Here is a 26,169-nt window from a genome sequence, read left to right as displayed (position 1 = left end):
CTTTTTAAGTGTTCAGGACTTGGCGGCGTTCAACGGTAAGGAGCGTCAGCAGCCTTGGCGGCGGCGATCTCTTTTTCGTAACGGTCGCCCACGGCCAGCAACATGTCCTTGGTGAAGTACAGGTCACCGCGTTTTTCACCGTGGTATTCAAAAATGTGCGTCTCGACGATCGAGTCCACTGGGCAGCTTTCTTCGCAAAAGCCGCAGAAGATGCACTTGGTGAGGTCGATGTCGTAGCGTGTCGTGCGGCGCGAGCCGTCTTCGCGCTGGCCCGCTTCGATGGTGATGGCCATCGCGGGGCAGACGGCTTCGCAGAGTTTGCAGGCGATGCAACGCTCTTCACCGTTGTCATAACGGCGCAGCGCATGCAGGCCACGAAAACGCGGTGACAGCGGTGTTTTTTCTTCCGGGAATTGCACCGTCACCTTGCGGGCAAATGCATAACGCCCGGTCAGGGCCATGCCCTTGAACAACTCCACGAGCATGAAGCTCTTGAGGAAGTCCTTGATCGAGAAAGAGGAAGCAGTCATTATGGTCATGTGGTGCACCGCTTATTTCCAGATGTTCCATGGCGAATGGAGCCAAACGCCCACCACCAGCAGCCACACCAGGGTGACCGGGATGAAAATCTTCCAGCCCAGACGCATGATCTGGTCATATCGGAAGCGCGGGAAAGTGGCGCGGATCCAGATGAACATGGACACGACCAGGAAGGTCTTGAGACCCAGCCAGATCCAGCCAGGAATGGCGTTGAACAAGGCGCTGTCGATGGGCGACAACCAGCCGCCCAGGAACATGATCACAGCCAAGATGGACACCAGCCACATGCTGGCGTATTCGGCCAAGAAGAAGATGGCAAAGCCCATGCCCGAGTACTCGACCATGTGACCGGCCACGATTTCAGCTTCGCCTTCGACCACGTCAAAGGGGTGACGGTTGGTTTCAGCAACGCCCGAGATCAGGTAGACCAAGAAAATCGGCAGCAGCGGCAGCCAGTTCCATGACAAGAAGCCCAGGCCCATGTGAGCCATCTGGCCCTTGCCTTGCGCCAGCACGATTTCGGTCAGGTTCATGCTGCCCGAAACCATCAGGACCACCAAGAAGCAAAAGCCCATGGCGATTTCGTAGCTCACCATCTGGGCCGATGCACGCAGCGCACCCAAGAAAGCGTACTTGGAGTTGGAGGCCCAACCCGCGATGATCACGCCGTACACCTCAATCGAGGTGATGGCCATCACCAGCATCAAGCCGGCGTTGATGTTGGTGAGCGCCACTTCAGGACCAAAAGGAATGACCACCCAAGCGGCCAAGGCCGGCATGATGGCCATGATCGGCCCGAGGCGGAACAAGCCCAGGCTGGCAGCAGACGGGTTAATCAGTTCTTTCGTCAAGAGCTTGAGCGCGTCGGCAATGGGTTGCAGCAAGCCCATGGGGCCCACGCGGTTGGGGCCATGGCGCACTTGCATGAAACCCAAGAGCTTGCGCTCCCACAGCGTCAAGTAAGCCACAGCACCCATCAGCGGCGCGAGGATGGCGACGATCTTGAGCAAGATCCACAGCACCGGCCAGACCAAGGTGGCCCACCAGCTGGCTGCGACCAAATTCAGGCCGCCGTTGTACAGCGCGTCAATCATGGGGTCACCTCCTGGCGGGCGTCTGCAGTCAGCTGCAAAGACGGCGCACGGCGAACGATGCCGTCGAGTTGGTAAATCGAAGCGCTCACGGGAGCTGTCGTTGTGGCAGTCAACGTGATCGCGGCACGCGTGGCATTGAACACCGTCATGGGCTTGGCAGTGGCACGGGCCAACACATCTTGCGACGTTTCAAAAGCCACGCCGGGCACATCCAACAGAGTGGCCAGCACGCGCAGCACTTTCCAAGCAGGACGGGTCTCGGCCAGAGGCTTCACCACGGCATGGAAGCTTTGCAGGCGACCTTCGGCGTTGACAAAGCTGCCCGATGTTTCGGTGAACGGTGCAATGGGCAACAACACATCGCTGAAAGCCATGTTCGCTTTGAACGGGCTGAGCGTGACGACCATCTCGGCCTGACCCAGAGTCTGGGCAGCGGCGGGGCCTGCTGCGCTGTCGAACTCGGGTTCGGTGTTCAGCAAGATTGCAGCCTTCAGGCCACCCGCCAACATCTGGCCAGCATGCTTGCCCCCGGTTTGCGGCTGGGCAGCGACCCACTGAGCACCCACGGTGTTGGCCGCTTCGGTCAGGTAACCAACAGTCGCACCGGTTTGTTCGCCAATCCAGTTGGCCAAGGCCAGCAAGCTCGATGCATTGGCAGCGTGCGCAGCAGCGTTGCCCAGCAACACGGCTTTGCGCTCACCGCCGATCAATGACTTGGCGATGGCTTGTGCTTGCGCAGAGGCAGTGACTGCACCGCTTGTGGTGCTCAAGGACACGGGCGCTGCAACGCCCTTCTCTGCGGCAATGGCTGCGGCCACATCGGCCAGGGCTTGCGCCCAACCCGAAGCGTCGGACAACACGGCCTGCGCCACGGGCATGGCCCAAGCGTCGGCGTGGCTGAAAGCCGCAGGTGTGGTGATGACATGGAGTTGAGCGCCATGGCGCACGGCGTGACGCAAGCGCAGGGCAAACAGCGGATGGTCTTTGCGAAGGTTGGAACCCACAACCAGTACGCGCTGCAATGTGCTCAGTGATGCAATGGAGGTGCCCAAAGTGCGCACGCCTTCGGCTGCGCCGAATTCGGCGTTGCGCAGACGGTGGTCGATGTTGTCTGAACCCAGGCCGCGCATCAAGGCGCCAGCCAGGTACAACTCTTCCACGGTGCTGTGCGGGCTGACCAAAGCGCCGATGCTGTTGGCACCGTGGTCACGCTGGATGTTGCGCAGGCCATTGGCCACGTATTCGAGGGCGGTTTGCCAGTCGACTTCTTTCCACTCACCACCCTGCTTGAGCATGGGGCGTGTCAGGCGGTCGGTGCCATTGAGGGCTTCGTACGAGAAACGCTCGCGGTCAGCGATCCAGCACTCATTGACGTCTTCGTTTTCCAGGGGCACAACGCGCATGACCTGGTTGTTTTTGACCTGAACGATCAGGTTGGCACCGGACGAGTCGTGAGCAGCCACCGACTTGCGGCGCGACAACTCCCAGGTGCGAGCGTGGTAGCGGAAAGGCTTGCTGGTCAAAGCACCCACAGGACAGATGTCGATCATGTTGCCCGACAGCTCGGAGTCGATCGTCTGGCCCAAGAAGGTTTCGATCTCGGCGTGCTCACCACGGTGAGACATGCCCAGCTCCATCGCACCGGCCACTTCTTGGCCAAAACGCACGCAGCGAGTGCAGTGGATGCAGCGGCTCATCTCTTCCATCGAGATCAGCGGGCCGACTTCCTTGTGGAACACCACGCGCTTTTCTTCTTCGTAACGCGAGGTGCTGCCGCCGTAACCCACAGCCAAGTCTTGCAACTGGCACTCACCACCCTGGTCGCAGATGGGGCAATCGAGCGGGTGATTGATGAGCAAAAACTCCATGACCGACTTTTGCGCTGCAATGGCCCTGTCGCTCTTGGTGCGCACGATCATGCCTTGCGTCACAGGCGTGGCGCAGGCGGGCATGGGCTTGGGGGCCTTTTCGACCTCAACCAAGCACATGCGGCAGTTGGCCGCGATGGAGAGTTTCTTGTGGTAACAGAAATGGGGAATGTAGGTGCCCGCTTTTTCAGCCGCATGCATGACCATGCTGCCTTCGGCAACTTCCACTTTCTGACCGTCGAGTTCTATTTCAACCATGGGTCTTCACCGCTGTTGCATCGGCATTGACCATGGAGGTCTTGTGCTCGATGAGGTGTACAAATTCGTGACGGAAATGCTTGAGCATGCCGCGCACCGGCATGGCCGCTGCGTCGCCCAAGGCGCAAATCGTGCGGCCCATGATGTTGCCGGCCACGCTGTCCAGCATCTCGATGTCGCTGGCACGGCCTTGGCCATGTTCAATGCGGTCCACCATGCGCCAGAGCCAGCCTGTGCCTTCACGGCAAGGGGTGCACTGACCGCATGATTCGTGCGAGTAGAAGTAAGACAAACGCGCCAAGGCCTTGACCATGCAACGGGTCTCGTCCATCACGATCACAGCGCCCGAACCCAACATCGAACCGCCTTCTTTGGCGATGCTGTCGTAGTCCATGGTCAAGGTCATCATCAAGTCAGCCGGAATCACAGGCGAAGAAGAACCGCCGGGGATCACCGCCTTGAGCTTTCGGCCACCGCGCACGCCACCGGCGAGTTCGAGCAGCTTGGCAAAGGGCGTGCCCATGGGCACTTCGTAATTGCCGGGGCGCTCCACATCACCGCTGACCGAGAAAATCTTGGTACCACCGTTGTTGGGCTTGCCGCATTCCAGATACGCCTGACCACCGTTGCGGATGATCCAAGGCACCGCCGCGAAGGTTTCGGTGTTGTTGATGGTGGTGGGCTTGCCGTACAGGCCAAAGCTGGCGGGGAACGGTGGCTTGAAGCGGGGCTGGCCTTTTTTGCCTTCGAGCGATTCGAGCAAGGCGGTTTCTTCGCCGCAGATGTAGGCGCCAAAACCGTGGGATGCATGCAGCTGGAAGCTGAACGTGCTGCCCATGATGTTGTTGCCCAAATAGCCTGCTGCGCGGGCTTCTTCGAGGGCGGCTTCAAAGCGCTCGTAGGTGTGGAAAATTTCGCCGTGGATGTAGTTGTAACCCACGCTGATGCCCATGGCATAAGCCGCGATGATCATGCCTTCGATCACCGTGTGGGGGTTGTACTCCATGATGTCGCGGTCTTTGCATGTGCCCGGCTCGCCTTCGTCCGAGTTGCACACCAAGTACTTTTGACCGGGGAACTGGCGGGGCATGAAGCTCCACTTCAGACCCGTGGGGAAACCCGCACCGCCGCGACCGCGCAGGCCCGACTCTTTGACGGTGGCGATCACCTGGTCTTGGGTCATGCCCGCCACGCCAGTCTCGGCATTGGGCTCAGCACCGTCTTTGCCCAAAATCTTGCGCAAAGCGGCATAGCCACCGCGTGCTTCGTAATCTTTGAGGCCCCAGTTTTGGCCATTCAGACCGGCATAAATTTGCGGGTTGATGTGGCGGTCATGGAAGCAGCTTTCCACGCCCGTGGCTTGGAATTGGCTCAGAATTTGTTCGACTTTCATCAGGCGGCCTCGGCTTTCTTCAGGCTGTCGACGAGTTGGTCCAATTTTTCATGGCTCATGAAGCTGCACATGTGGCGGTCATTGACCAACAACACGGGCGCATCGGCGCAAGCGCCTTGGCACTCGCTGGGCTGCAAGGTGAACATGCCATCAGCAGTGGTCTCGCCCACATGCACACCCAATTTGTGCTCCAGATGGGCCAGCGCCTGCGCACCGCCACGCAACTGGCAAGGCAGGTTGGTGCAAACGTTCAACTTGAACTTGCCCACCGGCTTTTGGTTGTACATGTTGTAGAAGGTGGTGACTTCGTGCACCGCCATCACGGGCATGCCCAAGACTTCGGCCACGACTTGCTCACTGTCTGGGCTGACCCAGCCCTGTTCTTGCTGAACGATCGACAGGCAGGCCATGACGGCCGACTGCTTTTGATCCGCAGGGAACTTGGCAACTTCACGCGCAAAGCGTGCTCTGGTGGAATCAGAGATCATCGGTCAATCTCTCCAAAAACGATGTCCATGGTCCCGATGATCGCGACCGCATCGGCCAGCATGTGGCCACGGGCCATTTCATCGAGGGTGGCCAAATGGGCAAAGCCCGGGGCACGAATTTTGAGGCGGTAGGGCTTGTTAGCCCCATCGCTCACCATGTAAATGCCGAACTCGCCCTTGGGGTGTTCGACAGCGGCATAGGCCTCGCCTTCCGGCACATGGAAACCTTCGGTGAAGAGCTTGAAGTGGTGGATCAAGTCTTCCATGTTGGATTTCATGCCTTCACGCGAAGGCGGCGCGATCTTGTGATTGTCGGTGATGACCGGACCGGGGTTGGCGCGCAACCACTTCACACACTGCTGGATGATGCGGTTGGATTCGCGCATCTCTTGCACACGCACCAAATAGCGGTCGTAGCTGTCGCCGGTCTTGCCCACAGGCACGTCGAATTCGACTTGGTCGTAGGCGTCGTACGGTTGCTTTTTGCGCAAGTCCCAAGCAAAGCCGGAGCCGCGCAGCATGGGGCCAGTCATGCCCAAATTCAGGGCTCGCTCGGGTGCCACCACGCCGATGCCCACAGTGCGCTGCTTCCAGATCCGGTTGTCGGTGAGCAGGGTTTCGTACTCGTCCACACACTTCGGGAAGCGCTGCGTGAAGTCGTCAATGAAGTCCAGCAAAGAGCCATTGCGGTTGCTGTTGAGTTGCTCAATCGCCTTGGCGTTTTTGATCTTGCTGACTTTGTACTGCGGCATGCTGTCCGGCAGGTCGCGGTAGACACCACCGGGACGGAAATAAGCCGCGTGCATGCGGGCGCCCGAGACGGCCTCGTACATGTCAAACAGGTCTTCACGCTCACGGAAGGTGTAAATCAGGATGGTGGAGCTGCCGCAATCGTTGCCGTGCGAGCCGAGCCACATGAGGTGGTTCAGGATCCGGGTGATTTCGGAGAACATCACGCGGATGTACTGAGCGCGCATGGGCACTTCGAGGCCCAACATCTTTTCGATGGCCAGGCAGTAGGCGTGCTCGTTGCACATCATCGACACGTAATCCAAACGGTCCATGTAGGGCAGCGACTGGATGTAGGTTTTGTGCTCGGCCAGCTTTTCAGTGGCGCGGTGCAGCAAGCCGATGTGCGGGTCGGCGCGTTGCACCACCTCGCCGTCCAACTCCAACACAAGACGCAACACACCGTGCGCAGCCGGGTGCTGAGGACCAAAGTTCAGGGTGTAATTCTTGATTTCGGCCATATCAGTTCAGGCCTCCGTAGTGTTCTTCACGGATGATGCGTGGCGTGATTTCACGTGGCTCGATGCTGACGGGCTCGTAAATCACGCGCTTGCGCTCGGCGTCGTAGCGCATTTCAACGTGTCCCGACAAGGGGAAGTCTTTGCGGAACGGATGTCCTATGAAACCGTAGTCGGTCAGGATGCGGCGCAGGTCGTTGTGACCCTCGAACACGATGCCATACAAGTCAAACGCTTCGCGCTCGTACCAGTTGGCCGAGTTCCAAAGGTCGTTGACCGAGTCCACCAAGGGCAGATCATCATCAGGGCACAGCACTTTGACGCGCACGCGCTGGTTCAGGCTCACCGACAGCAAATGCACGGTGACACCAAAACGGGGGCCGTCGGTGCCTACTTCGCGGTAGGCGGAATAATCGAGCCCCGCCAAATCAACGAGCTGCTCAAATTGGCAGCCCGGCGCATCACGCAGGGTTTGCATCACGCCCAAGTAATGCTGTGCGTTCACATGAACGGTCACCTCACCCAAAGCAATGGAAATATTTTGAACCCGATCGCCCAGAGCCGCAGCCAAGGTGTCTTGCAGGTCTTCAGGGCGAATGGCGAAATCAGTCATCGTCATTCCCTTCAAGCACGCGCAATGGTGTGGGTGCGGCGGATTTTTTGCTGCAGCTGGATGATGCCGTAGATCAGCGCTTCGGCTGTGGGAGGGCAGCCCGGCACGTACACATCCACCGGCACGATGCGATCGCAACCACGCACCACCGAGTAGCTGTAGTGGTAGTAACCACCCCCGTTGGCGCAAGAGCCCATGGAAATCACCCAACGCGGCTCGGACATCTGGTCGTACACCTTTCGCAGGGCCGGAGCCATTTTGTTGCACAAGGTCCCGGCCACGATCATCAAGTCGGCTTGGCGTGGACTGGCACGGAACACTTCGGCACCAAAGCGCGCCAAGTCATAACGGGCCGTCGCCGAATGCATCATCTCAACCGCACAGCAGGCCAGACCGAAGGTCATGGGCCAGAGTGAGCCGGTTTTGGCCCAATTCACCACCGAGTCGTAACTCGTGGTGATAAAGCCTTCTTTCATCACGCCTTCAATCATTTTTTATCCTCAAGCAGGCTGAATGCTGTTGTCAGTGCGAACGATCATTCCCAGTCCAGGGCGCCTTTTTTCCACTCGTAGACGAAGCCCACGACCAGAATGGTCAGAAATATCACCACGGCCACAAAACCGGCCATGCCGACTTCCTTGAGCGCAATGGCCCAAGGGAACAAGAAGGCGATTTCCAGGTCAAACAAAATGAACAGGATGGCGACCAGGTAGTAGCGCACATCGAACTTCATGCGGGCATCTTCGAAGGCTTCGAAACCGCATTCGTAGGGGGAATTTTTCTCCGCGTCAGGTTTGTTGGGGCCGAGGATGTAGCCTAAAACCTGGGGAATGATGCCGACAGCAATGCCGACCAAAATGAACAAGAGAATGGGAAGGTACTGGTCGAGGTTCATTTTGGAATTGCGGTATCACCGAATGAATTGCCCAGGCCTTTCGGCTTGAGCTTTTCTGTTTATCTGGTGCCGTCGGCGAGACTCGAACTCGCACAGCTTTCGCCACTACCCCCTCAAGATAGCGTGTCTACCAATTTCACCACGACGGCTGGATACGTTTGACCGTGTTGCATGAGGCGCGCCAAGTGGCACATTTAGCTCTTCGGACAATCCCGTAGTTTACTCTGAAAACCTCACCATTTCCTTGCAGAAACCGGGAAAATTGTGCAGAGCAACAAAGCTGAACGGCAACTTACTTCGCAGGAGCAGGTGGCACGCTGTTGTCAGGCTTGGCGGTGGGTGTGTTGCCTGGAATTTGAGCAGCTGTACTGCTGTCCACAGGCGTTGCGGGCACTGCAGGGGCCGTGACTGCGGCACCTTCAAGGACGCTGCCCGAAGGTGCAGCTGGGCGCGCGTTGCTGAAATAAGCCAACATCAAAGTGCAGACAAAAAATACCGCAGCCAACACGGCCGTGGTGCGCGACAGGAAGTTGGCCCCGCCTGTTGCACCGAACAGACTGCCCGAACCGCCGCTGCCGAAGGCTGCACCCATGTCAGCACCTTTGCCGTGCTGGATCAGGATCAAGCCAATCATGGCCAGAGCTGACAGCATCTGCACCACCAAAATCAAGGTCAACATCAAGCTCATTTGAATACTCCGAAAATATAAAAAACAGGGTTAGAAAGCTCAGCGAGAAGCGGCTTTCAACATGGATAAAAAGTCTGAGGCCTTGAGCGACGCGCCACCAATCAGGCCGCCATCCACATCGGGCTGGGCCAACAAGGAAGCAGCATTCGCAGCATTCATGCTGCCGCCGTACAAGATGGACACCCGCTGCGCATGGGCTGTGGCGGCCTGCAGCTGTGCGCGCAACACAGCGTGCACACCTTGGGCTTGCTCGGGTGTGGCGTTCAATCCTGTGCCAATGGCCCAGACGGGCTCGTAGGCCACCACGATCTCGCTGATGCAGTGACCGTTGGCGTGAATCACCGCCGCCAACTGGCGCTTGACCACCGCCTCGGTCTGACCCGCCTCGTGCTCGGTCAGGCTCTCGCCCACGCACACAATAGGAGTGATGCCTGCAGCCAAGGCTCGCTGGGCTTTGTTGGCCACCACGGCGTCTGTTTCACCATGGTACTGACGACGCTCCGAGTGACCCACGATGCAATAACGCACCTCAAAATCGCGCAGCATGGCGGCCGACGCCTCACCGGTGTAGGCCCCTGATTCGTGGGCAGACACATCTTGCCCACCCAAGGCCAAAGTCGAACCAGCCAACAAGGTCTGAGCTTGAGCCAGATAAGGCGCGGGCACACACACCGCCGCACGGCAATTGACAGCGCCCATACCGCTCAATATGTCGGACAACAAAGACGCATTGGCCGCCAAGCCGCCATTCATCTTCCAGTTGCCCACCATCAATTTTCTTGACATGACCATCACCAAGTCACCACCAACTTGCCCACGTGCTGGTTGGTCTCCATCAAGGCATGGGCTTGCGCCGCGCCCGACGGCAAACCACCGCCAGCTTCTGCAGCAGCAAAGACGCTGTGAATGACCGGCTTGATGCGCCCAGACTCGATCCACGGCCAAACGGTTTGGCGCAAAGACTGCGCAATCGCGGCTTTGAAAGCCACAGGGCGCGGGCGCAGGGTTGAACCTGTGATCGTCAAACGGCGACGCAAGACCAAGCCTGCATTGAACTCGCTCTTGATGCCGCCTTGCACGGCGATGATGACCAGGCGGCCATCTTCGGCCAAGGCCTCGACTTCACGCGCCACATAGTCGCCAGCGACCATGTCCAGAATCACATTGACACCCACCCCATCGGTAAGGCGCTTGGCCTCGGCGACGAAATCGGTGGTTTTGTAGTTGATGGCATGGTCTGCACCCAAAGCCAGGCAAGCCTGACATTTTTCATCAGAACCTGCTGTGGCGATCACGATCGCACCAGCCGCTTTGGCCATCTGGATGGCCGTGACGCCGATGCCGCTGGTGCCGCCTTGAATCAACAAGGTCTCACCCGCTTGCAAACGCCCGCGGTCAAACACATTGCTCCATACGGTGAAGAAGGTCTCGGGCAACGAAGCGGCTTCGGTGTCCGTCAGGCCCTTGGGCACGGGCAAACACTGGGCCACAGGGGCCACGCACAGCTGCGCATAACCGCCGCCAGCCACCAGGGCACACACACGGTCGCCCACCGAAAAACCTGCAGAGGCCATGGCCGCCGCGTCCCCTGACACCACCACACCCGCCACCTCGAGGCCCGGAATATCCGAGGCACCGGGTGGCACCGGGTAATTGCCAGTGCGTTGCAAAACATCGGGGCGGTTGATGCCGCTGGCAGAGACGCGAATGAGCAACTCCCCTGCCCCGGCAACAGGGTCGGGACGGGAGCCTGGCACCAGCACCGCTGGGGCACCGTAGCTTTGGATTTCGATGACGTTCATGGTGAATCCACGCGGTGTCGGGTGATCGCTGATCACCCGAAGCAACGCTGTTTAGCCTTGAGCAGGACGATCCAACAAAGCCTTCATCGACAACTTGATGCGGCCTTTTTCGTCGGTTTCCATGACCTTGACCTTGACGATCTGGCCTTCGCTCAGGTAGTCGGTCACTTTTTCGACGCGCTCGTGGGCGATCTGGCTGATGTGCAGCAGACCGTCCTTGCCGGGCAGCAAGTTGATCAAAGCACCGAAGTCCAAGATCTTGGTCACTGGGCCTTCGTAGACCTTGCCGATTTCGACTTCAGCGGTGATCTGCTCGATGCGCTTCTTGGCGATCTCGGCCTTCTCGCCGTCGGTGGCCGCGATGGTGATCGTGCCATCTTCAGAGATGTTGATCTGGCAACCGGTCTCTTCGGTCAGCGCACGGATGGTCGCGCCGCCTTTGCCGATCACGTCACGGATCTTCTCGGGGTTGATCTTCATGGTGAAGAGCTTGGGTGCGAAATCAGACACTTCGGTGTTGGCTTCGCTCATCGCTTCTTGCATCTTGCCCAGAATGTGCATGCGCGCTTCTTTGGCTTGGGCCAAAGCGACTTGCATGATTTCTTTGGTGATGCCCTGGATCTTGATGTCCATCTGCAGCGCGGTGATACCGCTGGTGGTACCGGCCACTTTGAAGTCCATGTCACCCAGGTGGTCTTCGTCACCCAGGATGTCGGTCAACACCGCAAAGCGGTTGTCTTCCTTAATCAGGCCCATGGCGATACCGGCCACGTGGGCTTTCATCGGCACACCCGCGTCCATCATCGACAAGCAACCGCCGCAGACCGAAGCCATGGACGAAGAACCGTTCGATTCGGTGATTTCGGACACCACACGCACGGTGTAGGGGAACTCTTCTTTGGTCGGCAACACTGCGGCCAAAGCACGCTTGGCCAAACGACCATGGCCGATTTCGCGGCGCTTGGTCGAGCCCATGCGACCCACTTCGCCAGTGGCAAAGGGAGGCATGTTGTAGTGGAACATGAAGCGGTCTTCGAACTCGCCAGCCAGCGCGTCAATGCGCTGTGCATCGCGCTCGGTGCCCAAGGTGGTGATCACCAAAGCCTGGGTTTCGCCACGAGTGAACAGGGCCGAGCCGTGTGTGCGGGGCAGCACGCTGTTGCGGATTTCGATGGGGCGCACAGTGCGTGTGTCGCGGCCGTCGATGCGGGGCTCACCAGCCAAAATCTGGCTGCGAACGATGCGCGCTTCGATTTCGAACATCAGGCCGTCGAGCTTGACGCTGTCAAAGGCCAGGCCTTCTTCGGCCAAAGCGACTTTGACCGAAGCGTAGGCTTCACGGCAAGCGTGTGTACGGGCTTGCTTGTTGCGGATTTGGTAAGCAGCGCGCAGTTTCTCTTCAGCCAGTGTGGCGAGCTTAGCTTCGAAAGCCGTGTCGCGGGCAGGCGCTTGCCAGTCCCACACAGGCTTGCCAGCTTCGCGCACCAGCTCGTGGATCGCGTTGATGGCGATCGCCGATTGCTCGTGGCCGTACACCACACCACCCAACATGATTTCTTCGGACAGTTGTTGGGCTTCGGATTCGACCATCAACACAGCGGCTTCGGTACCGGCCACCACCAAGTCCATCACGCTGTCTTTGCGCTGGGTCTGGCCGGGGTTCAGGACGTATTCACCGTTGATGTAACCCACGCGGGCAGCACCGATGGGGCCATTGAACGGGATGCCCGAGATGGACAAAGCGGCAGACACGGCGATCATCGCGGCGATGTCGGCGTCGACTTCAGGGTTCAAAGACACAGTGTGGATGACCACATGCACGTCGTTGTAGAAACCTTCGGGGAACAGAGGACGGATCGGGCGGTCGATCAGACGGCTGGTCAGGGTCTCGTGCTCGCTGGGCTTGGCTTCACGCTTGAAGAAGCTGCCGGGGATCTTGCCTGCTGCGTAGGTCTTCTCGATGTAATCGACCGTCAGCGGGAAGAAATCTTGACCGGCTTTGGCGATCTTGGAACCCACGACAGTGGCCAGCACCACAGTGCCTTCCATGTCGAGCAGCACGGCGCCGCCAGCTTGGCGAGCGACTTCGCCGGTTTCCATCTTGACCGTGTGCTGGCCCCACTGGAAGGTTTTGGTGACTTTGTTAAAAATAGACATGTTCAGAACTCCTGAAAACAAAAGCGCATGAGGCTGCACTGTGGGCCCGGAAATTGACGCTCTGAACTCGATGCCATTCCACAAAACCTTGGTTTAAAAGCCTTGTGGAATGACACAGCGCGGGTTCTTTGTGACAAATTCCGACTGAAAAAAAGAATAAAGCGCCTGAGCTAGTGAACTAACTCAGGCGCTTTTCATCTGGAGAGACGATTATTTACGCAGGCCAAGCTTGGCGATCAGCGCAACGTAACGGTCAGCATCACGGGACTTGAGGTAGTCCAACAGTTTGCGGCGACGGCTCACCATGCGCAGCAGACCGCGGCGACCGTGATGGTCTTTGGCGTGTGTTTTGAAGTGAGGTGTCAGCTCATTGATACGGGCTGTCAGCAAAGCCACTTGGACTTCTGGGGACCCAGTGTCGTTGGCAGCACGTGCGTTGGCCTTGACGACCTCGGCCTTGATTGAAGATGCAATCATGGGATTTCCTTGTTGTTTCGCCTGCATTCAAAGATGAATTTCAGCGGGTTTATGACTTGCGCCAACGGCCGGAAAAGCGATTGGCGTGCGCTTTGCAAATCGCAAAACAGGCGGATTATAGCCCGAAACATAGCCCATTCATGGTGATCTATGAGTGCAAGTCACCACGTGAATGGCGTTTCGAGCCTGAAAATCGGGATCTGACCCCGATTGATTTAATTGGGGTCAGATCCCGATTAATTCTTGACCAACCAAGCTTTGAGGCGTTCCACACCTTCGGTCAGCCTGGACAGGTCTTTGGACGCAAAGCACCAGCGTAACCAGCCCGCGGCTTCCGGGGCAAAGGCTTCGCCCGGGGCGAGTCCAAGGCCGGCTTCAGCCACCAGACGTTTGGCAGTGGCCACCGCGTCAGGATGCCCTTCGAGCTTGAAAAACGCGTACATGCCCCCCTTGGCTGGGGCCAACTGCACGCCGGGTACGGCCTGCAACAAGGGGACCAAGGTGTCACGGCAGGCTTTGAGGTGGGCCACCACGCGAGGTGTGATGTCGGCTGTGTTTTGCAAGGCCACCACCCCTGCCTTTTGGGTGAACACCGACGCGCATGAGGTGTTGAACTCGATCAGCTTGCCCATGTGCGGCGTCATGGCGGCCGGCATGACCAGCCAACCCAGACGCCAGCCGGTCATCAAAAAGCTCTTGGAAAAGCTGTGCACCACAACCAGTCGGTCTTCCGGCTCGGCCACATCCAGAAACGAAGGGGCGCAGCCGTTGGCGGTGTCGGTTTCGTAATAAAGCCGCTCATAGACCTCGTCGGCCAGCACCCAGGTGCCTGTGCTGCGGCAGTGCGCCAGAATTTCGGCCTGCTCGGCGCGGCTGAGCGTCCAGCCGGTGGGGTTGTTGGGCGAGTTGACGATCAACATGCGCGTGGCGGGGGTGATGGCGGCTTTGAGCGCCGCCATGTCGAGTTGCCACTGGCCATCCACCGGCCGCAGCGACACGCACTTCAAATTCGCGCCCATCACCAAGGCCTGCGCCGTCAGGTTGGGCCACACGGGTGTCACAGCGACCACCTCATCACCTGCATCGATCAGGGCTTGAGCGGCCAGCATCAGCGCATTCACGCCGCCCGAAGTGATGGCCAGGCGGTCCACGCCAATGGGTCCGTGCAAGGCCGACATGTAGTCGGACACGGCCTGGCGCAACTCGGGCAGGCCCAGATTGTGCGAATAAAAGGTCTCACCTTTTTGCATCGAATCGATGGCCGCTTGGCGCACGATGTCAGGCGTGACCTCGTCGGACTCGCCAAACCAGAACGCCAGGACATCGGGGCGGCCCATGCCTGCGTTGGCGACTTCGCGGATGCGGGATTCTTCTAAGTCCATGACGGCCTGTCGCATGAAAGGAGCGGTGTTTTTGTTCATGTCAACATCGTAATGGTTGGCGCTTCATGAACGGGTCGCTTGTTGAACACCTTTGCAAAAATGCTTGCGGTTGTCAGGTGCTTGCCTATGATGAAGATCACAACAAAAGACAGGGAGACCGCAATGAACAAACGGTATTTCGCGTGGATGCTCGCCAGCATGCTCTGGGGATTGGGCTTGCTGGCTGCGACACCAGCCAGCTGGGCGGCGGACAACTTCACTGCGGTCACGCCTGGCGATCAACCGGTCAAGGCCAAAAAACCCAAACAAGCCAAAGCCCCCAAGCAGCCCATCAACCCCAACACAGGTGAAAGCAAGAGTGAGCGCGACAAACGTCTGTTGCGCGAGTGTCGCGGCAAAGCCAACGCGGGTGCTTGCGAGGGATTCGCCAGCTGATAACCGCAGCAAGCCATTGCGCGTGCGGGCATTCGCAAGGAGGGGCTCGCTCCACTCAGTCCAGCGTCCACCACTGCGCCAAGCCACTGGCGCGCACGCTGGGTCGGTCGATGGCCGCTTCGAGCAAATCCGCTTCGGCTTCGATCAGGGTGAACTGCTGACGTGCGCGAGTGATGCCCGTGTAGACCAGCTCGCGGCTGAGCACTTCTGCACCGCCCGGCGGCAGCACCAGCGCGGTGTGCTCGAACTCCGAGCCCTGGCTCTTGTGCACCGTCATGACAAACGCGGTCTCGACCTGCGCCAGGCGCATGACGCTCACAGAGCGCAATGTATCGCCATCGAGGAACCAGGCCTTGAGCTTGCCCTCCAAGTTGGGCAGCACCACGCCCACGTCGCCGTTGAACACGCCCAGCTGCGCGTCGTTGCGGGTGACCATGATGGGCCGCCCGGTAAACCAGTCGCCTTGGGGTTTGAGCAGGCCCTGATCGGCCAGCGCCTTTTGTACAGCGGCATTGAGCCCTTGGGTGCCCCAGTCGCCTTGGTGCACGGCACACAAGATGCGAAAACGTTCGAAAGCCTTGAGCACGCCACCGACCCAACTCGCATGCGCGTCAGCGCCCTGCCCTGCTGGGCCGTTTTGCAAGAGATGCAGGTAATCGGCATAGGACGGCTTGCCCGATGTGCCCAGTGCCAGAGCGCAGACGGCTTGGGGCGTGCTCGGTTGGAGAGCGAGCAATGGGGCCACATCGTCAGCTGATCGCGGCGGGGGCGCCGCTCCTACAAGGGACTGCGGCGTTTCTTGTGGGAGCCCCGCCCTCGGGGTGATGGCTTGCGATGGGTGGAGGTCAAAACTCTCTGACAACACGTCCCGCGCAGCAGCAGCGTCACCGCGATTGACCGCCAGCGCCAATTGGCCGATGGCACCTTTGAAGCGGCGGCTTTGACGCAGCATCACGGTTTGCTGTGCCAGCACGGGGGCCGGATCGGGCACCACAAATTCGGGGGACAGCGTCTGCCCTGCCACAGTCTGCACAAACTGCGCGGTGGAGCTGCTGTAGCGGCCATCGGTGGCGTCGCGGCACAGGTCGCCCAGCACGGCACCCGCTTCGACCGAAGCGAGCTGGTCCTTATCCCCCAGCAGCACCAGCCGCGCTGTGGGCGGCAAGGCTTGCAGCAGCGCATCCATCATTTCGAGGTGCACCATCGAGGCTTCGTCCACGATCAGCACATCCACATCGAGCGGGTTGGCCGCGTGGTGGCGGAACTGTCGTGTATCGGGCCGTGCGCCCAAAAGCGAGTGCAGCGTGCGCGCCGGGCCCATGCGGGCGATCAGTGCGTTCAAGTCCAACCCTGCATCGGCAGGCACTGGCAGCCGGGTCAAGGCGTCGTCGATCGATTGCTTCAGGCGCGCCGCCGCCTTGCCCGTAGGCGCGGCCAGCGCCACGCGAAGTGGACTGCCATCGGGGTGGAGCGCCAGCAGCAGCGCCAGCAAACGGGCGGCGGTGTAAGTCTTGCCCGTACCCGGTCCACCCGTGATGACCGACAGGCGCGCGCACAGCGCCACAGCGCAAGCCACCTTTTGCCAATCGGTAGCGTGGGGTTCTTCGGCGTTGGGCACAAAGAATCGGTCCAGCCATTCGCGTGCTGCGGCCTCGGGCACGGCCAGGGTCTCGCCCGCTCGCTGCAACAAACTCTGACCCACGCGTTGTTCGTAGCCTGCATAGCGGCGCAGGTACAAAAGCGGCGCATCGGCCGTGCCGCCCAGCACCAATGGCTGACCCTGGTCAGGGGCATGGGCGTAGCGCAGACAGGCGCCAGACGAATCGCCATGCAAAGCGGTTGGCCAATCGGCCAATGTGGCTGGCAGGTAAGCCCACAAGGCCTTGAGGCCCTGCGCACCCTCGACTGCCGCCGCAGGCCAGCCCAGCAGCGCCACGGGCGGCTGACACAGATCGGCCAGCGGCAAACAAGTGTGGCCGCGCCCTTCCATTTGGGCAAGCACGGCCGCGGCCACCAGCAGCGCGGGGCTAACGCGTGCATCGAGCCGCAGCAGTTGCGCTGCCAAGGCGCTGTCGATGTGGCGCAGCAGGCCCTGCCCGGTCCACAGGTTGAGCCACTGCAGGGTTTGCTCAGCGCTCAGGATTTGCGCGGGCAGGTCCTTGAGCCAGTCCATTTGCGCGGCGGGCACGGCCGTCATGCGTGAGGGCTTGCGGATATTCATGACACCACCTCTGCGTTCAGCATGGCGTCCAGGCCATCGAGCAATGCCAGTGGCGCAGGCAAGGTGCAACAGCCGCCGGCTGGCCCGTCGATGCCGCGCAAGAACAGGTACACCGCACCGCCCAGCTGCTGCGCCGGGTCGTAGTCACTTCCCAAGCGCGCACGCAGCAGGCGGTGCAGCGCCAGCATGTACAGCGCGGCCTGCACCTCGTAGCGGTGGTGGGCCATGGCGGCATCGAGCGCCTGCGTGGTGTAGGCCGCGTCATCGTTGCCCAGGTGGTTGGATTTGTAATCCAGCACCCAGTAGCGGCCTTCGTGCTCGAACACCAGGTCGGCAAAACCCATCAGCATGCCGTGCAGTTGCGCGTCGGGCATTTGCGGGCGGCTCACGCCGGGCAGCAGGTGCTGCTGGCACAGAGCATCGACCTCACGGGCATGCAGCCGCTCGGCAGGCAGCCAAAACTCCATCTCGGGCAGCAAGGTGCCCAAGGCATTCAGTGGTGCGTTGGGCCCTCGCAAGGGATGGGTCACCAAGCGGGTCAGCCAATGCACCACGTCGGCGGACTGGTCTTTGTAGCCTGCGTTCTCGCAGCGGTATTGGAGACGCTCCGCTTTTTGCCCATCGAGCGCAAAGCTGTCGGCGGCCAGCCATTCGAGCTGGTCGTGCAAAAAGTTACCGGCTGTGGGGCCTTTGGCAAAACCGTGCCAGGGAGACGGAGCGCCTGTTGAAGTGCTTGGCGCAGGCAGCGCCACCGCGTCATCCGGCGGCTCATCGTCGGCCGGACGCTGTGTAGCCATTTGAGACAGAGGTTGCGAAGACAGGTCTCGCGTCAAACGCGAAAAACTCGCGATCGTCCACGACTTGTCGATGCGGGCTGTGCAGTTTAGGGCGTCGCGCAGTGCGGTGGTCTGAGCGGGTTTTTGCCAGAGCGTCAGCGGCACAAGCTCAGGGGCCAGCGTCAACGCCACAGACAAGGACTTACCTGCGTCATTCGCTTTCAACTGTTGCAACTTTTCTAGCCAGGCCGAGGCTTCAATTTCGTGTTCACCGCCCAGCAAATGGCCTGCAGCGCTGTGGTGGTTCACGCAGGCCTTGCCGTTGCCGCGCTTGACCGCGCTCCAGCCCACCCACAGTGCATGCCGCGCCCGCGTGAGCGCCACGTACCACAGGCGCAGGTCTTCACGCAGGCGGTCGCGGTCGGCCAGCTTCGTGTCGTCCTTGTCAAAGTCCAGCGTCCAGTGGCGCTCGCCCTCGCCGTCATCCAGTTGCAGCACGGGCGTTTTGTGCGCTTCCATCACGCGGTGACTGTGCGCAAAGGGCAGGCACACCACCGGGTACTCCAGGCCCTTGCTGGCATGGATGGTGATGACCTTGACCAGGTCTTCGTCACTCTCCAGCCGAACAGTTTGCTCTTCGCTACCGTTCGCATTGCCCGACTGCGCTTCGTCGATTTGTTGGACCAGCCAGCGGATCAAAGCCTGCTCGCCATCGATCTGAGCGCTGGCAGCTTGCAGCAACTCGGCCAGGTGCAGCACATTGGTCAAACGCCGCTCGCCATCCGACTCGCCGCGCCAGCGCCCTGCCAGCTTCAGCACATGCAGCGACTGGCGCAGCATGGCCAGCACGCCTTGGCTTTGCCATGTCTGGTGCAGCTCGCGCATTTGCTCTGCGCGGCTGTCCAGCAGTTCATCTTGCGTGGCCAGGTCGTACAGCTCGGCGAGTGACAAGCCCACCGTGCGCGTGCCCAAAGCGGCGCGCACGCGGCGCATGTCTTGTGGCTCGGCGACGCCACGCAACCACAAGCAAAGGTCTTGCGCTTCATCGCTGGCGAAAACCGAATCGCGGTCCGACAGGTACACCGAGGCCACGCCACGCACACGCAGCGCGTCACGCAGGGCAGCGGCCTCTTTGCCCGTGCGCACCAACACGGCGATGTCTTTGGGCTGCAAGGGTTTGTCGCCCTTTTCCGCATCCACAAAACGCGCTTGCGGGTCACCGAGCCAGGCCACGATCTGCTCGGCACAGAGGGCCGACAAATGCGTGAGCGCATCACGTTGGCTGCGCAGGGTGGCGTCGTGCACCACAGTCATGGCTTTCACATCGCCCGTGCTTGTACTGAAGACTTCACTGCGCCCCTTCGCGCCAACGGGCTGAAACGGCAGCGGGTCTTCATTGCCCTCGCGGTAGCCGAAAGCGTCCTTTGGAATTTCAAACCAGCGGTTGACCACATCGACGACCGCTTGGGTAGATCGGAAGTTGGTGCCCAGCACATGGTGACGGCCTGCGGTGGCGCGGCGCGCGTCCAGGTAACTGTGGATGTCCGCGCCACGAAAACCATAGATCGATTGCTTGGGGTCGCCGATCAACAGCAGCGCGGTATCAGGCCGGTTGTCCGCCGTGCAGTAGATGCGGTCAAAGATGCGGAACTGCAGCGGCGATGTGTCCTGAAACTCGTCGATCATGGCCACCGGAAACTGCTCACGCAGGCGCTGAGCCAGGCGCTCGCCCGAGTCGGGTTCGGCCAGCGCCACATCGAGGCGCTGCAGCATGTCGGCAAAACCAAACAAACCGCTGCGCCGCTTGAGCTCGGCCATGCGCTGCAGCACATGGGTGCGGGCGTGCAGGCGGGCGGCCTGAGCGGGCTCGGGCAAGGCCAACAAGGCGGCTTGCAGTTCGGCATAGGCTTGCGATTCAGGCGGCAAGTCCACTGGCGCTTCGCCGGGTTTGCGGCAAGCCAGCAAGCCATCGGGCGTGAAGCGTGTCCAGCCTGTCTTCATGCCCTCTTGCAAGACCTTGGGTTCGTCTGTACTTTGCGCCCAATCTTTGAGAACACCCAGCCAAGCATCGCAATTCTTGTAGCTCAACTTGCGACCATCCCAGCTGGACTTGTGGTGCTCCAGCTGCCCCTTGATCCAGCCCAGCAAGTTGTCGGCCTTCTCGACCCAACCCTGCTTGAGCGCGGCCAGCTTGGCTTCGCGCTCGGCCAGAGCCGCGCCAAACACCTGCGCCAGTGTGCCGGGAGCAGCGTCAGCCAAGGACACGGCCATCAGGGCGCGCATGTCCTTGTCGAGCGCAGGCACATCGCGCCAAACGCGTTGCACCTGCGCCACCAGCGGCGTGGCCATGGGATAAAGCTGCTGACGCCAATAGTCCTGTACAGCTTCGAGGCGCAACGCGGCTTCATCGCCGACCAGGTTTTCTTCAAACAAGCTGCCGCTGTCGAACGCGTGTTCGCGCAGCATGCGCTGACACCAGGCATCGATCGTGTAGACCGCCGCGTCGTCCATGGCCTGTGCGGCCAAGGCCAGGCGATGGGCGGCTTGTTCGCGGAGCTCGCCTTCGGCGTATTCCTCTTTGATTTGTTTCAGGAAATCGTCATCGGTTTCAGCAATACCGCGGAACACCTGAGCGGCCTCGGTCAAACGAGCACGGATACGGTCCGACAGTTCGCGCGTGGCAGCACGGGTGAAGGTCATCACCAGCACGTCTTGCGGCAGCATGGGACGCACGGGTGCGGTGCCATCGCTGCCGTGGCCCAGCACCAAACGCACATAGAGCGCGGCAATCGTCCAGGTTTTGCCCGTGCCTGCGCTCGCCTCGATCAGGTGGCTGCCGCGCAGAGGGAATGTGTGCGCGTTGAGGGCGTGGGCGGTGCTCATGCCTGATCTCCCATTTCGTCGCTGCTGTCGTCTTCGGGCGCATCGGGGAGCGGCTCGATCTGAAGCTGCTCAGCCCAGGCTTTCAGAGGCGCGTAAACCGTTTGTGCCAAGCGCTCGAATTCCCCCGTGGCCAGCAGGTCCTCGACCGTGGGGTAGGTGCGGGCCAGCGCCGGGTCTTTGCCCTTCTCTGCGCTTTTGAACTCGCTGCCCTCGTAGGCATCTGCCAGTGCATTGAGGTTCTCTTTGTCTTTGAGCCACTGCAAGGCCACAACCGGCGGCAGCGGCAGCGGCCAGCGCATGCCTTCGATCCAGGTGGTCAACATTTCGGTCAATTGGGCACGCGCCGCTTCGGGCTCTTGCTCAGGCACGCGCAGCACGGCGTTGCGCCCCACCACCACGCATTGGAAGGGTTGATCCATCGCAGCAGCGGCGAGCGACAACAACCAGATATCGATCAGTTTGTCGGCATAGGCGAACGGTTTTTGGGTCTTGAAGCTGGCCAGATCGCTGGCGCGCAGGTGCAAGGACATCTGACCACCCTCACCCGCCAACACATCACCGAGTGCATCTTGCAAGGCGACCTGAGCATGCGTCAGGTCCACCAGCACGCGTTCGGCGGCTTGTGGGAAAGCCTCGCGCTCGCGCAGCGCAGCGTCCAGCATGGCTTGCAAGCGGTCATTGAGTTTTTGCGCTTCAAGCGTGCCCACGCCTGCCAGCGGCAAGGCTCCGGCCTGGCGCAGGCGCTGCACCACCAGCTGCACATGCGCGGGCAGTGTGTCGGTCGTCAGTTCGGTGGGCACATGCTGCAGTTCATGGTCAAGCAGTTGGTACAAGTCCAGCCCACCCAGACCAAAGAGCTCTTCGTCGTGCAGATCGCTGCGCTCGTCTTCCAGATGCACCTGCAAGCGTTCGCGAAAAAACGCGCCAACCGGCTTGCGCAGAAAGCGCGCCAGTTGCAACAAGTTGATGACGGGCACGCCGTTGGCAGACTCCAATACAGGCAACAAGCCTGCATACCCTGTGGGAGCGAGCCCCTGCTCGCGAATTTCTCTAGGCGCCACTGAAGTCAGGGATTCGGCCGCAGGGGCGGCCTCCCGCAAATGAACCAACTGCGCAGCGCGCCACTCTTTGGCATAGGTTTGCAAACCACTGCCCTCTTCAAAATAAGTGCAGCTGAAGGCCTGCAGCGGGTGCACCGTGGTCTGGCGTTCGGCCGTGCCTTTGCCCCAGAGCAGGTCGATCTCGTCACGAAGTTGCGAGACCAGCACTGAGGGTGGTTGTTCGCTGTTATCGCGCACGCTGCGGCCGCTCCAGCTGACGTAGAGCACTTGACGCGCTGACAGCAGGGCTTCGAGCATGAGCTGGCGGTCGTCGTCACGGCGCGAACGGTCACCGGGGCGGCTCATGCCGGGCTGGCCCATCAGGTCAAAGTCGGCGCGCGGGCTGCGGCGGGGGTAATCACCGTCGTTCATGCCCAGCAAACACACCGCCTTGAACGGGATGGCGCGCATCGGCATGAGCGTGCAAAAGGTCACGCCCCCGGCACGAAAGCGTTGCTCCAGTCGGGGTGTCTTGAGCGCTTCGAGCCAAGCCGAACGGGCCACGGCCAGCGGTATGGCCTTGGTAAAACCCGCCTCAGCGCAGGCGCGCACCCAGTCGGTCAACGCTTGGTCCAAGGCAGACAGCGCATTGCGGTCGTTGTCGTCTCGCGGCTTGAACATCGCAGCCAGCAAGGCGCGGCCGCGATCGGCCCATTGCTCGGGCGTGGCCTCTTGTGTGCAAGTTTGCCACCAGTCGATCAAGGCCTGCAGCAAGTGCGCCAGCGACCCAGCCAGCTCGGCGTCAAGCCCGCCCACTTCGGGGTAAGGCGTGACCCCGGTCGCATCGGCGGCCACCGGATCGGCCCCACAGGCATAACCCATGAGCATGCGCTGCACGCCAAACAGCGCAGAGTTGTCGTCGCCACACACGCCCAGCCCCAAGCCCGCACGGTGCTCGGCCGACAGACCCCAGCGGATGCCCGAGCCCGCCATCCACCGCGTGAGCGTGGGCAGGTGTTCGTCTTTGAGACCAAAGCGGGCGGCCAGCGCAGGCACTTCGAGCAATTCGACCAACTCGCTCATGCGGCCGCGCTGCTGCGGCAAGGCCAGCAACCACTCCACCGCATGAATCAGCCCACTTGTGGCCTGCGCGCCCAGGTCGGCAATGTCATAGGGGATGAAGCGCGCATCGCTGCGCTTGTATTGGCCAAACACAGCGCGGATGGCCGGGGCCATGACCTCGATGTCGGGCACCATGACCACCACGTCCCGGGGTGACACAGGCTGATTGCCCGGCGGGGTGTGGAACCACTGCAGCAGCTGGTCATGCAGCACCTCCAACTCGCGCACCGGGCTGTGGGCTATTTGGAAAACGAGCGATGGGTCGCCCGCTGCCAATGGCTGAGGCGCAGCGCCACCATTCGACGGCTCCAGGTCGCGGATGCGCCGCTGCAACTGCGTCAGCAAACGCGTGCCGTCTTCGCCGGGCACATCGTCAAAAAAGTCCAGACGCGGCCACTGCATGACTTGCTGGGCCGCTTGCAGGTCGTCAAACGCGTCGAGCTGGCGGATGAAGTCGCGGCCCTGCCGGCCCCAAGCGGCCAGCAACGTGGGTGCGTGCAGGTGCATCTGCGCCAGCGGCAAACCCGCCAACGCCTCGCCTCGGTAGGCGTGACGACGTCGCTCGGCCTGCAGCCATTCACGCCCGTCGATGATGTCGCCCCAGTGGTACTGACACGGGTTGGGCACGGCCAGCAGCACCTGGCTGTGCGCGGCCAGCGCCGCCAGCATGTCCAGCAGTTGCCCCGGCATGTGGCTCATGCCAAACACCGACACGCGCCGCGCCACGGCGCTGGCCAATGGCTGACCCGACTGCAGGTGCGCCAATGCCCGCGCATGCAGCGCAGGGCGCGTGGCTTGGCGCTGGCTGTCATCCAATGTGGCCAACACACGCCGCCAAAGTTCGGCCTGCCAGCGTTGGTCTTCGGCCAGTTCGTCCGAGCCTGCGGCCTTGCGCAGCACATTGCGCCCAGCGGCCCAGTCTTGCAGCCAGTCGGGGCGGTAAATTTGGTACTGGTCAAAAAGGTCGGCCAAGCGCGTGGCCAGCTGGAGCAGGCGGTCAGGCTCGTCACCTTTCAAAAAACCAGCCACAGGCTTGAACACAGGATCGTTGAGGCAAGTGGGCAGCAGAGCCATCAGCCGCCAGGTCATGGGCAGTTTGTCCAGCGGCGAGTCGGGCGGCACGTTCTGCGCGCCCAGCACTTGGCGGTAGGTGCGCCACAAAAAGCGAGAAGGCAACTCCACCCGCGTGGCCGCGCACACGCCGCCTTGGCGTGCCAGTTCGATCTTGATCCATTCGGCCATGCCGTTGCTTTGCACCAGCACCACTTCGCTCTCTAGCGGATCCAGCGGGTGCGCACGCAACCAGCCCGTGAGGGTGTCGGCCAGCACCTCGGAGCGGTGGCTGTGCAGGGCGATGAAACCGGGCGAAATGGAGGATGCAGGCATGCAGTCAACAGGGGGAGCGGGTACAGACAAAGCGAAACCGTGAGGCGTCAAGAATAGCCGCAATCTACGCTGGCTCAGGCTCAGTGCATGAGCCACAAACTGCCCATTTTTTAAGCAACACCGCCCAAGCCAGACAGGATGCGCCTTGGCGCAGTTGTTCATGGACTTATCCACACCTTTGGGCACGGGGTTTGGGGATACACTGATCCGCCCTTTCCCTGCAGCCATGAATACAGCCTCAAGATAGCATTGACACCGTGGGCTCAGAACATGGAGCTCCCCGTGTGATCAATGTCACTTTTGGCAAAGTGCCTTGGAATACCTTCAGATGCCTCACCTCAAGTTTGACCAGTTCGGAGTCCAACGGCTGGTCGCAATAATCTTATGGCTGGTTTTGGCAGGCTGCAGCGCTCCTGCGACACCAAGCCACACACCCGTTGCAACCGACAAAATCACCCCTGCTCAGGTGCTAGCGGCCACACCCATGCGCTTTGATCTGCCCGGTGGCGACAGTCTGGCCGCAAGGGTCTGGTCGACGCCTGCGCCCCAGCACATCGTGCTGGGCGTGCACGGCTTCAACGACTACAGCAAGGCCTTCGAGCCGCTGGCACAGCACTTGGCGAGCGAACTCGGTGCCACGGTCTACGCCTACGACCAACGCGGTTTTGGGGCCAACCCTCAACCCGGCATCTGGCCCGGCTCGGATGCACTTTTGGCCGACCTGCGCCACATCGTGATGCAACTGCGCCAGCAGCACCCTGGCTTGCCGCTCACGGTGATGGGCGAAAGCATGGGCGGCGCTTTGGTGTGGGTGGCGGCGGGAGAATCGCCCGGCTTGGCGGCGGACCAAATTGTGCTGAAGGCACCCGCCGTCTGGGGCGCACAAAGCATGCCCTGGTACCAACGCCTTAGCCTGCAATGGATGAACGCCATAGCACCCGACATGACCTTCACAGGGCGAGGCGTGCAGTCACTGGGCATCACACCCACGAACGACATTGAAGTCTCGCGGGAGCTGGGGCGTGACCCACTTTTCATCAAAGCCACCCGAGTCAGCAGCTTGGCGGGGGTGACCGCGCTCATGGGCCGTGCCCAAAGCTTGAACACCCAGCCACCACAACGCAGCCTGGTGCTTTATGGTCTGCGCGACCGCATCATTCCACCCTCACCCGTCTGCGACTGGCTCACCCAACTGATCGCGGCAGAGTCCCCCGGCGCAGCGCCGGACTTTGTGGTCTACCCTGAAGGCTGGCACCTGTTAACCCGTCAGCTGCAAACTCGGGAAGTCATGCAAGACCTGCACCATTGGCTGCAGCACCGTGCGTTGCCCCGACGGCAAAGCGTGCAGCAGGCCCAGGAATCGGTGTGCGCCAAACGCCCGTAAAACCCTGTTGATCGATCGCC

At 60.9% G+C, this 26,169-nt stretch carries 20 protein-coding genes and 1 tRNA gene; 2 read left to right on the top strand and 19 right to left on the bottom strand.

The genetic code is table 11. The features are described 5' to 3' along the window. Positions 1-29: 29 nt before the first annotated feature. From nuoI to ACZ5SR_RS06955, 16 genes are all read right to left on the bottom strand, one after another. Positions 30-530 (bottom strand): NADH-quinone oxidoreductase subunit NuoI, encoded by a 501-nt coding sequence (gene nuoI, locus ACZ5SR_RS07030; RefSeq protein ID WP_407067472.1) that lies wholly within the window; start codon positions 528-530, stop codon positions 30-32. A gap of 21 nt (positions 531-551) precedes the next feature. After that, positions 552-1,634 carry an NADH-quinone oxidoreductase subunit NuoH gene (gene nuoH / locus ACZ5SR_RS07025; protein WP_464450839.1) on the bottom strand — a complete coding sequence of 361 codons (1,083 nt, stop codon included), beginning with the start codon at positions 1,632-1,634 and terminating at the stop codon, positions 552-554. After that, a complete protein-coding gene (gene nuoG / locus ACZ5SR_RS07020; RefSeq protein WP_464450838.1) occupies positions 1,631-3,760 on the bottom strand; it encodes an NADH-quinone oxidoreductase subunit NuoG in 2,130 nt (709 codons plus the stop codon). The genes nuoH and nuoG overlap by 4 nt, the downstream gene beginning before the upstream one ends. Then, positions 3,753-5,153 carry an NADH-quinone oxidoreductase subunit NuoF gene (nuoF, locus tag ACZ5SR_RS07015; RefSeq protein ID WP_464450837.1) on the bottom strand — a complete coding sequence of 467 codons (1,401 nt, stop codon included), beginning with the start codon at positions 5,151-5,153 and terminating at the stop codon, positions 3,753-3,755. The genes nuoG and nuoF overlap by 8 nt, the downstream gene beginning before the upstream one ends. After that, entirely contained in the window at positions 5,153-5,641 is a 489-nt protein-coding gene (nuoE, locus tag ACZ5SR_RS07010) for an NADH-quinone oxidoreductase subunit NuoE (RefSeq protein WP_464450836.1), read from the bottom strand. Before nuoE ends, nuoF begins: the two co-directional genes overlap by 1 nt. Beyond that, positions 5,638-6,891 carry an NADH-quinone oxidoreductase subunit D gene (locus ACZ5SR_RS07005; protein ID WP_464450835.1) on the bottom strand — a complete coding sequence of 418 codons (1,254 nt, stop codon included), beginning with the start codon at positions 6,889-6,891 and terminating at the stop codon, positions 5,638-5,640. Before ACZ5SR_RS07005 ends, nuoE begins: the two co-directional genes overlap by 4 nt. Before the next feature lies 1 nt (position 6,892). Further along, positions 6,893-7,501: an NADH-quinone oxidoreductase subunit C gene (locus ACZ5SR_RS07000; protein WP_464450834.1), complete on the bottom strand. Its 609-nt coding sequence runs from the start codon at positions 7,499-7,501 to the stop codon at positions 6,893-6,895. A gap of 11 nt (positions 7,502-7,512) precedes the next feature. Further along, on the bottom strand, positions 7,513-7,992 hold the full coding sequence (locus ACZ5SR_RS06995) for a NuoB/complex I 20 kDa subunit family protein (protein ID WP_019428571.1): 480 nt from the start codon (positions 7,990-7,992) through the stop codon (positions 7,513-7,515). Positions 7,993-8,036: 44 nt separating this feature from the next. Beyond that, positions 8,037-8,396: an NADH-quinone oxidoreductase subunit A gene (locus ACZ5SR_RS06990; protein ID WP_464450833.1), complete on the bottom strand. Its 360-nt coding sequence runs from the start codon at positions 8,394-8,396 to the stop codon at positions 8,037-8,039. Positions 8,397-8,460: 64 nt separating this feature from the next. Further along, positions 8,461-8,545: transfer RNA gene (locus ACZ5SR_RS06985), tRNA-Leu, on the bottom strand. A gap of 143 nt (positions 8,546-8,688) precedes the next feature. Then, the gene (secG, locus tag ACZ5SR_RS06980; RefSeq protein ID WP_464450832.1) at positions 8,689-9,084 is read right to left on the bottom strand and encodes a preprotein translocase subunit SecG; all 396 of its coding nucleotides are present in this window, start codon (positions 9,082-9,084) and stop codon (positions 8,689-8,691) included. 39 nt (positions 9,085-9,123) lie between these two features. Continuing rightward, positions 9,124-9,876 carry a triose-phosphate isomerase gene (gene tpiA / locus ACZ5SR_RS06975; protein WP_464450831.1) on the bottom strand — a complete coding sequence of 251 codons (753 nt, stop codon included), beginning with the start codon at positions 9,874-9,876 and terminating at the stop codon, positions 9,124-9,126. Next, positions 9,876-10,886, bottom strand: coding sequence for an NAD(P)H-quinone oxidoreductase (locus ACZ5SR_RS06970; RefSeq protein WP_464450830.1), 1,011 nt, complete (start codon positions 10,884-10,886; stop codon positions 9,876-9,878). The genes tpiA and ACZ5SR_RS06970 overlap by 1 nt, the downstream gene beginning before the upstream one ends. Before the next feature lie 51 nt (positions 10,887-10,937). Then, complete coding sequence (pnp, locus tag ACZ5SR_RS06965; protein WP_464450829.1) at positions 10,938-13,043, bottom strand: polyribonucleotide nucleotidyltransferase; 2,106 nt, start codon at positions 13,041-13,043, stop codon at positions 10,938-10,940. A 210-nt stretch (positions 13,044-13,253) separates the two neighbouring features. Continuing rightward, positions 13,254-13,520, bottom strand: coding sequence for a 30S ribosomal protein S15 (gene rpsO / locus ACZ5SR_RS06960; RefSeq protein ID WP_019428565.1), 267 nt, complete (start codon positions 13,518-13,520; stop codon positions 13,254-13,256). A 236-nt stretch (positions 13,521-13,756) separates the two neighbouring features. Further along, positions 13,757-14,941: a pyridoxal phosphate-dependent aminotransferase gene (locus ACZ5SR_RS06955; protein WP_464450828.1), complete on the bottom strand. Its 1,185-nt coding sequence runs from the start codon at positions 14,939-14,941 to the stop codon at positions 13,757-13,759. A 123-nt stretch (positions 14,942-15,064) separates the two neighbouring features. Here ACZ5SR_RS06955 and ACZ5SR_RS06950 point away from each other — a divergent pair, with 123 nt between their 5' ends. Continuing rightward, positions 15,065-15,337 carry a hypothetical protein gene (locus ACZ5SR_RS06950; protein WP_464450827.1) on the top strand — a complete coding sequence of 91 codons (273 nt, stop codon included), beginning with the start codon at positions 15,065-15,067 and terminating at the stop codon, positions 15,335-15,337. A 55-nt stretch (positions 15,338-15,392) separates the two neighbouring features. Here ACZ5SR_RS06950 and recD read toward each other — a convergent pair whose 3' ends face one another. The 3 genes from recD to recC are packed head-to-tail and all read right to left on the bottom strand — an operon-like array spanning position 15,393 to position 24,765. Next, positions 15,393-17,558 carry an exodeoxyribonuclease V subunit alpha gene (recD, locus tag ACZ5SR_RS06945; protein WP_464450826.1) on the bottom strand — a complete coding sequence of 722 codons (2,166 nt, stop codon included), beginning with the start codon at positions 17,556-17,558 and terminating at the stop codon, positions 15,393-15,395. Further along, on the bottom strand, positions 17,555-21,217 hold the full coding sequence (gene recB / locus ACZ5SR_RS06940) for an exodeoxyribonuclease V subunit beta (RefSeq protein WP_464450825.1): 3,663 nt from the start codon (positions 21,215-21,217) through the stop codon (positions 17,555-17,557). The genes recD and recB overlap by 4 nt, the downstream gene beginning before the upstream one ends. Next, positions 21,214-24,765, bottom strand: coding sequence for an exodeoxyribonuclease V subunit gamma (recC, locus tag ACZ5SR_RS06935; protein WP_464450824.1), 3,552 nt, complete (start codon positions 24,763-24,765; stop codon positions 21,214-21,216). Before recC ends, recB begins: the two co-directional genes overlap by 4 nt. A gap of 484 nt (positions 24,766-25,249) precedes the next feature. Between recC and ACZ5SR_RS06930 the strand changes: the two genes are divergently transcribed. Beyond that, positions 25,250-26,149: an alpha/beta fold hydrolase gene (locus ACZ5SR_RS06930; protein WP_464450823.1), complete on the top strand. Its 900-nt coding sequence runs from the start codon at positions 25,250-25,252 to the stop codon at positions 26,147-26,149. The last annotated feature ends 20 nt before the right edge of the window (positions 26,150-26,169 follow it).

Source organism: Limnohabitans sp. TEGF002, from assembly GCF_055395845.1.
The sequence above is the reverse complement of the archived record's forward strand: the minus strand, read 5'-3'. Positions and strand labels throughout refer to the sequence as shown.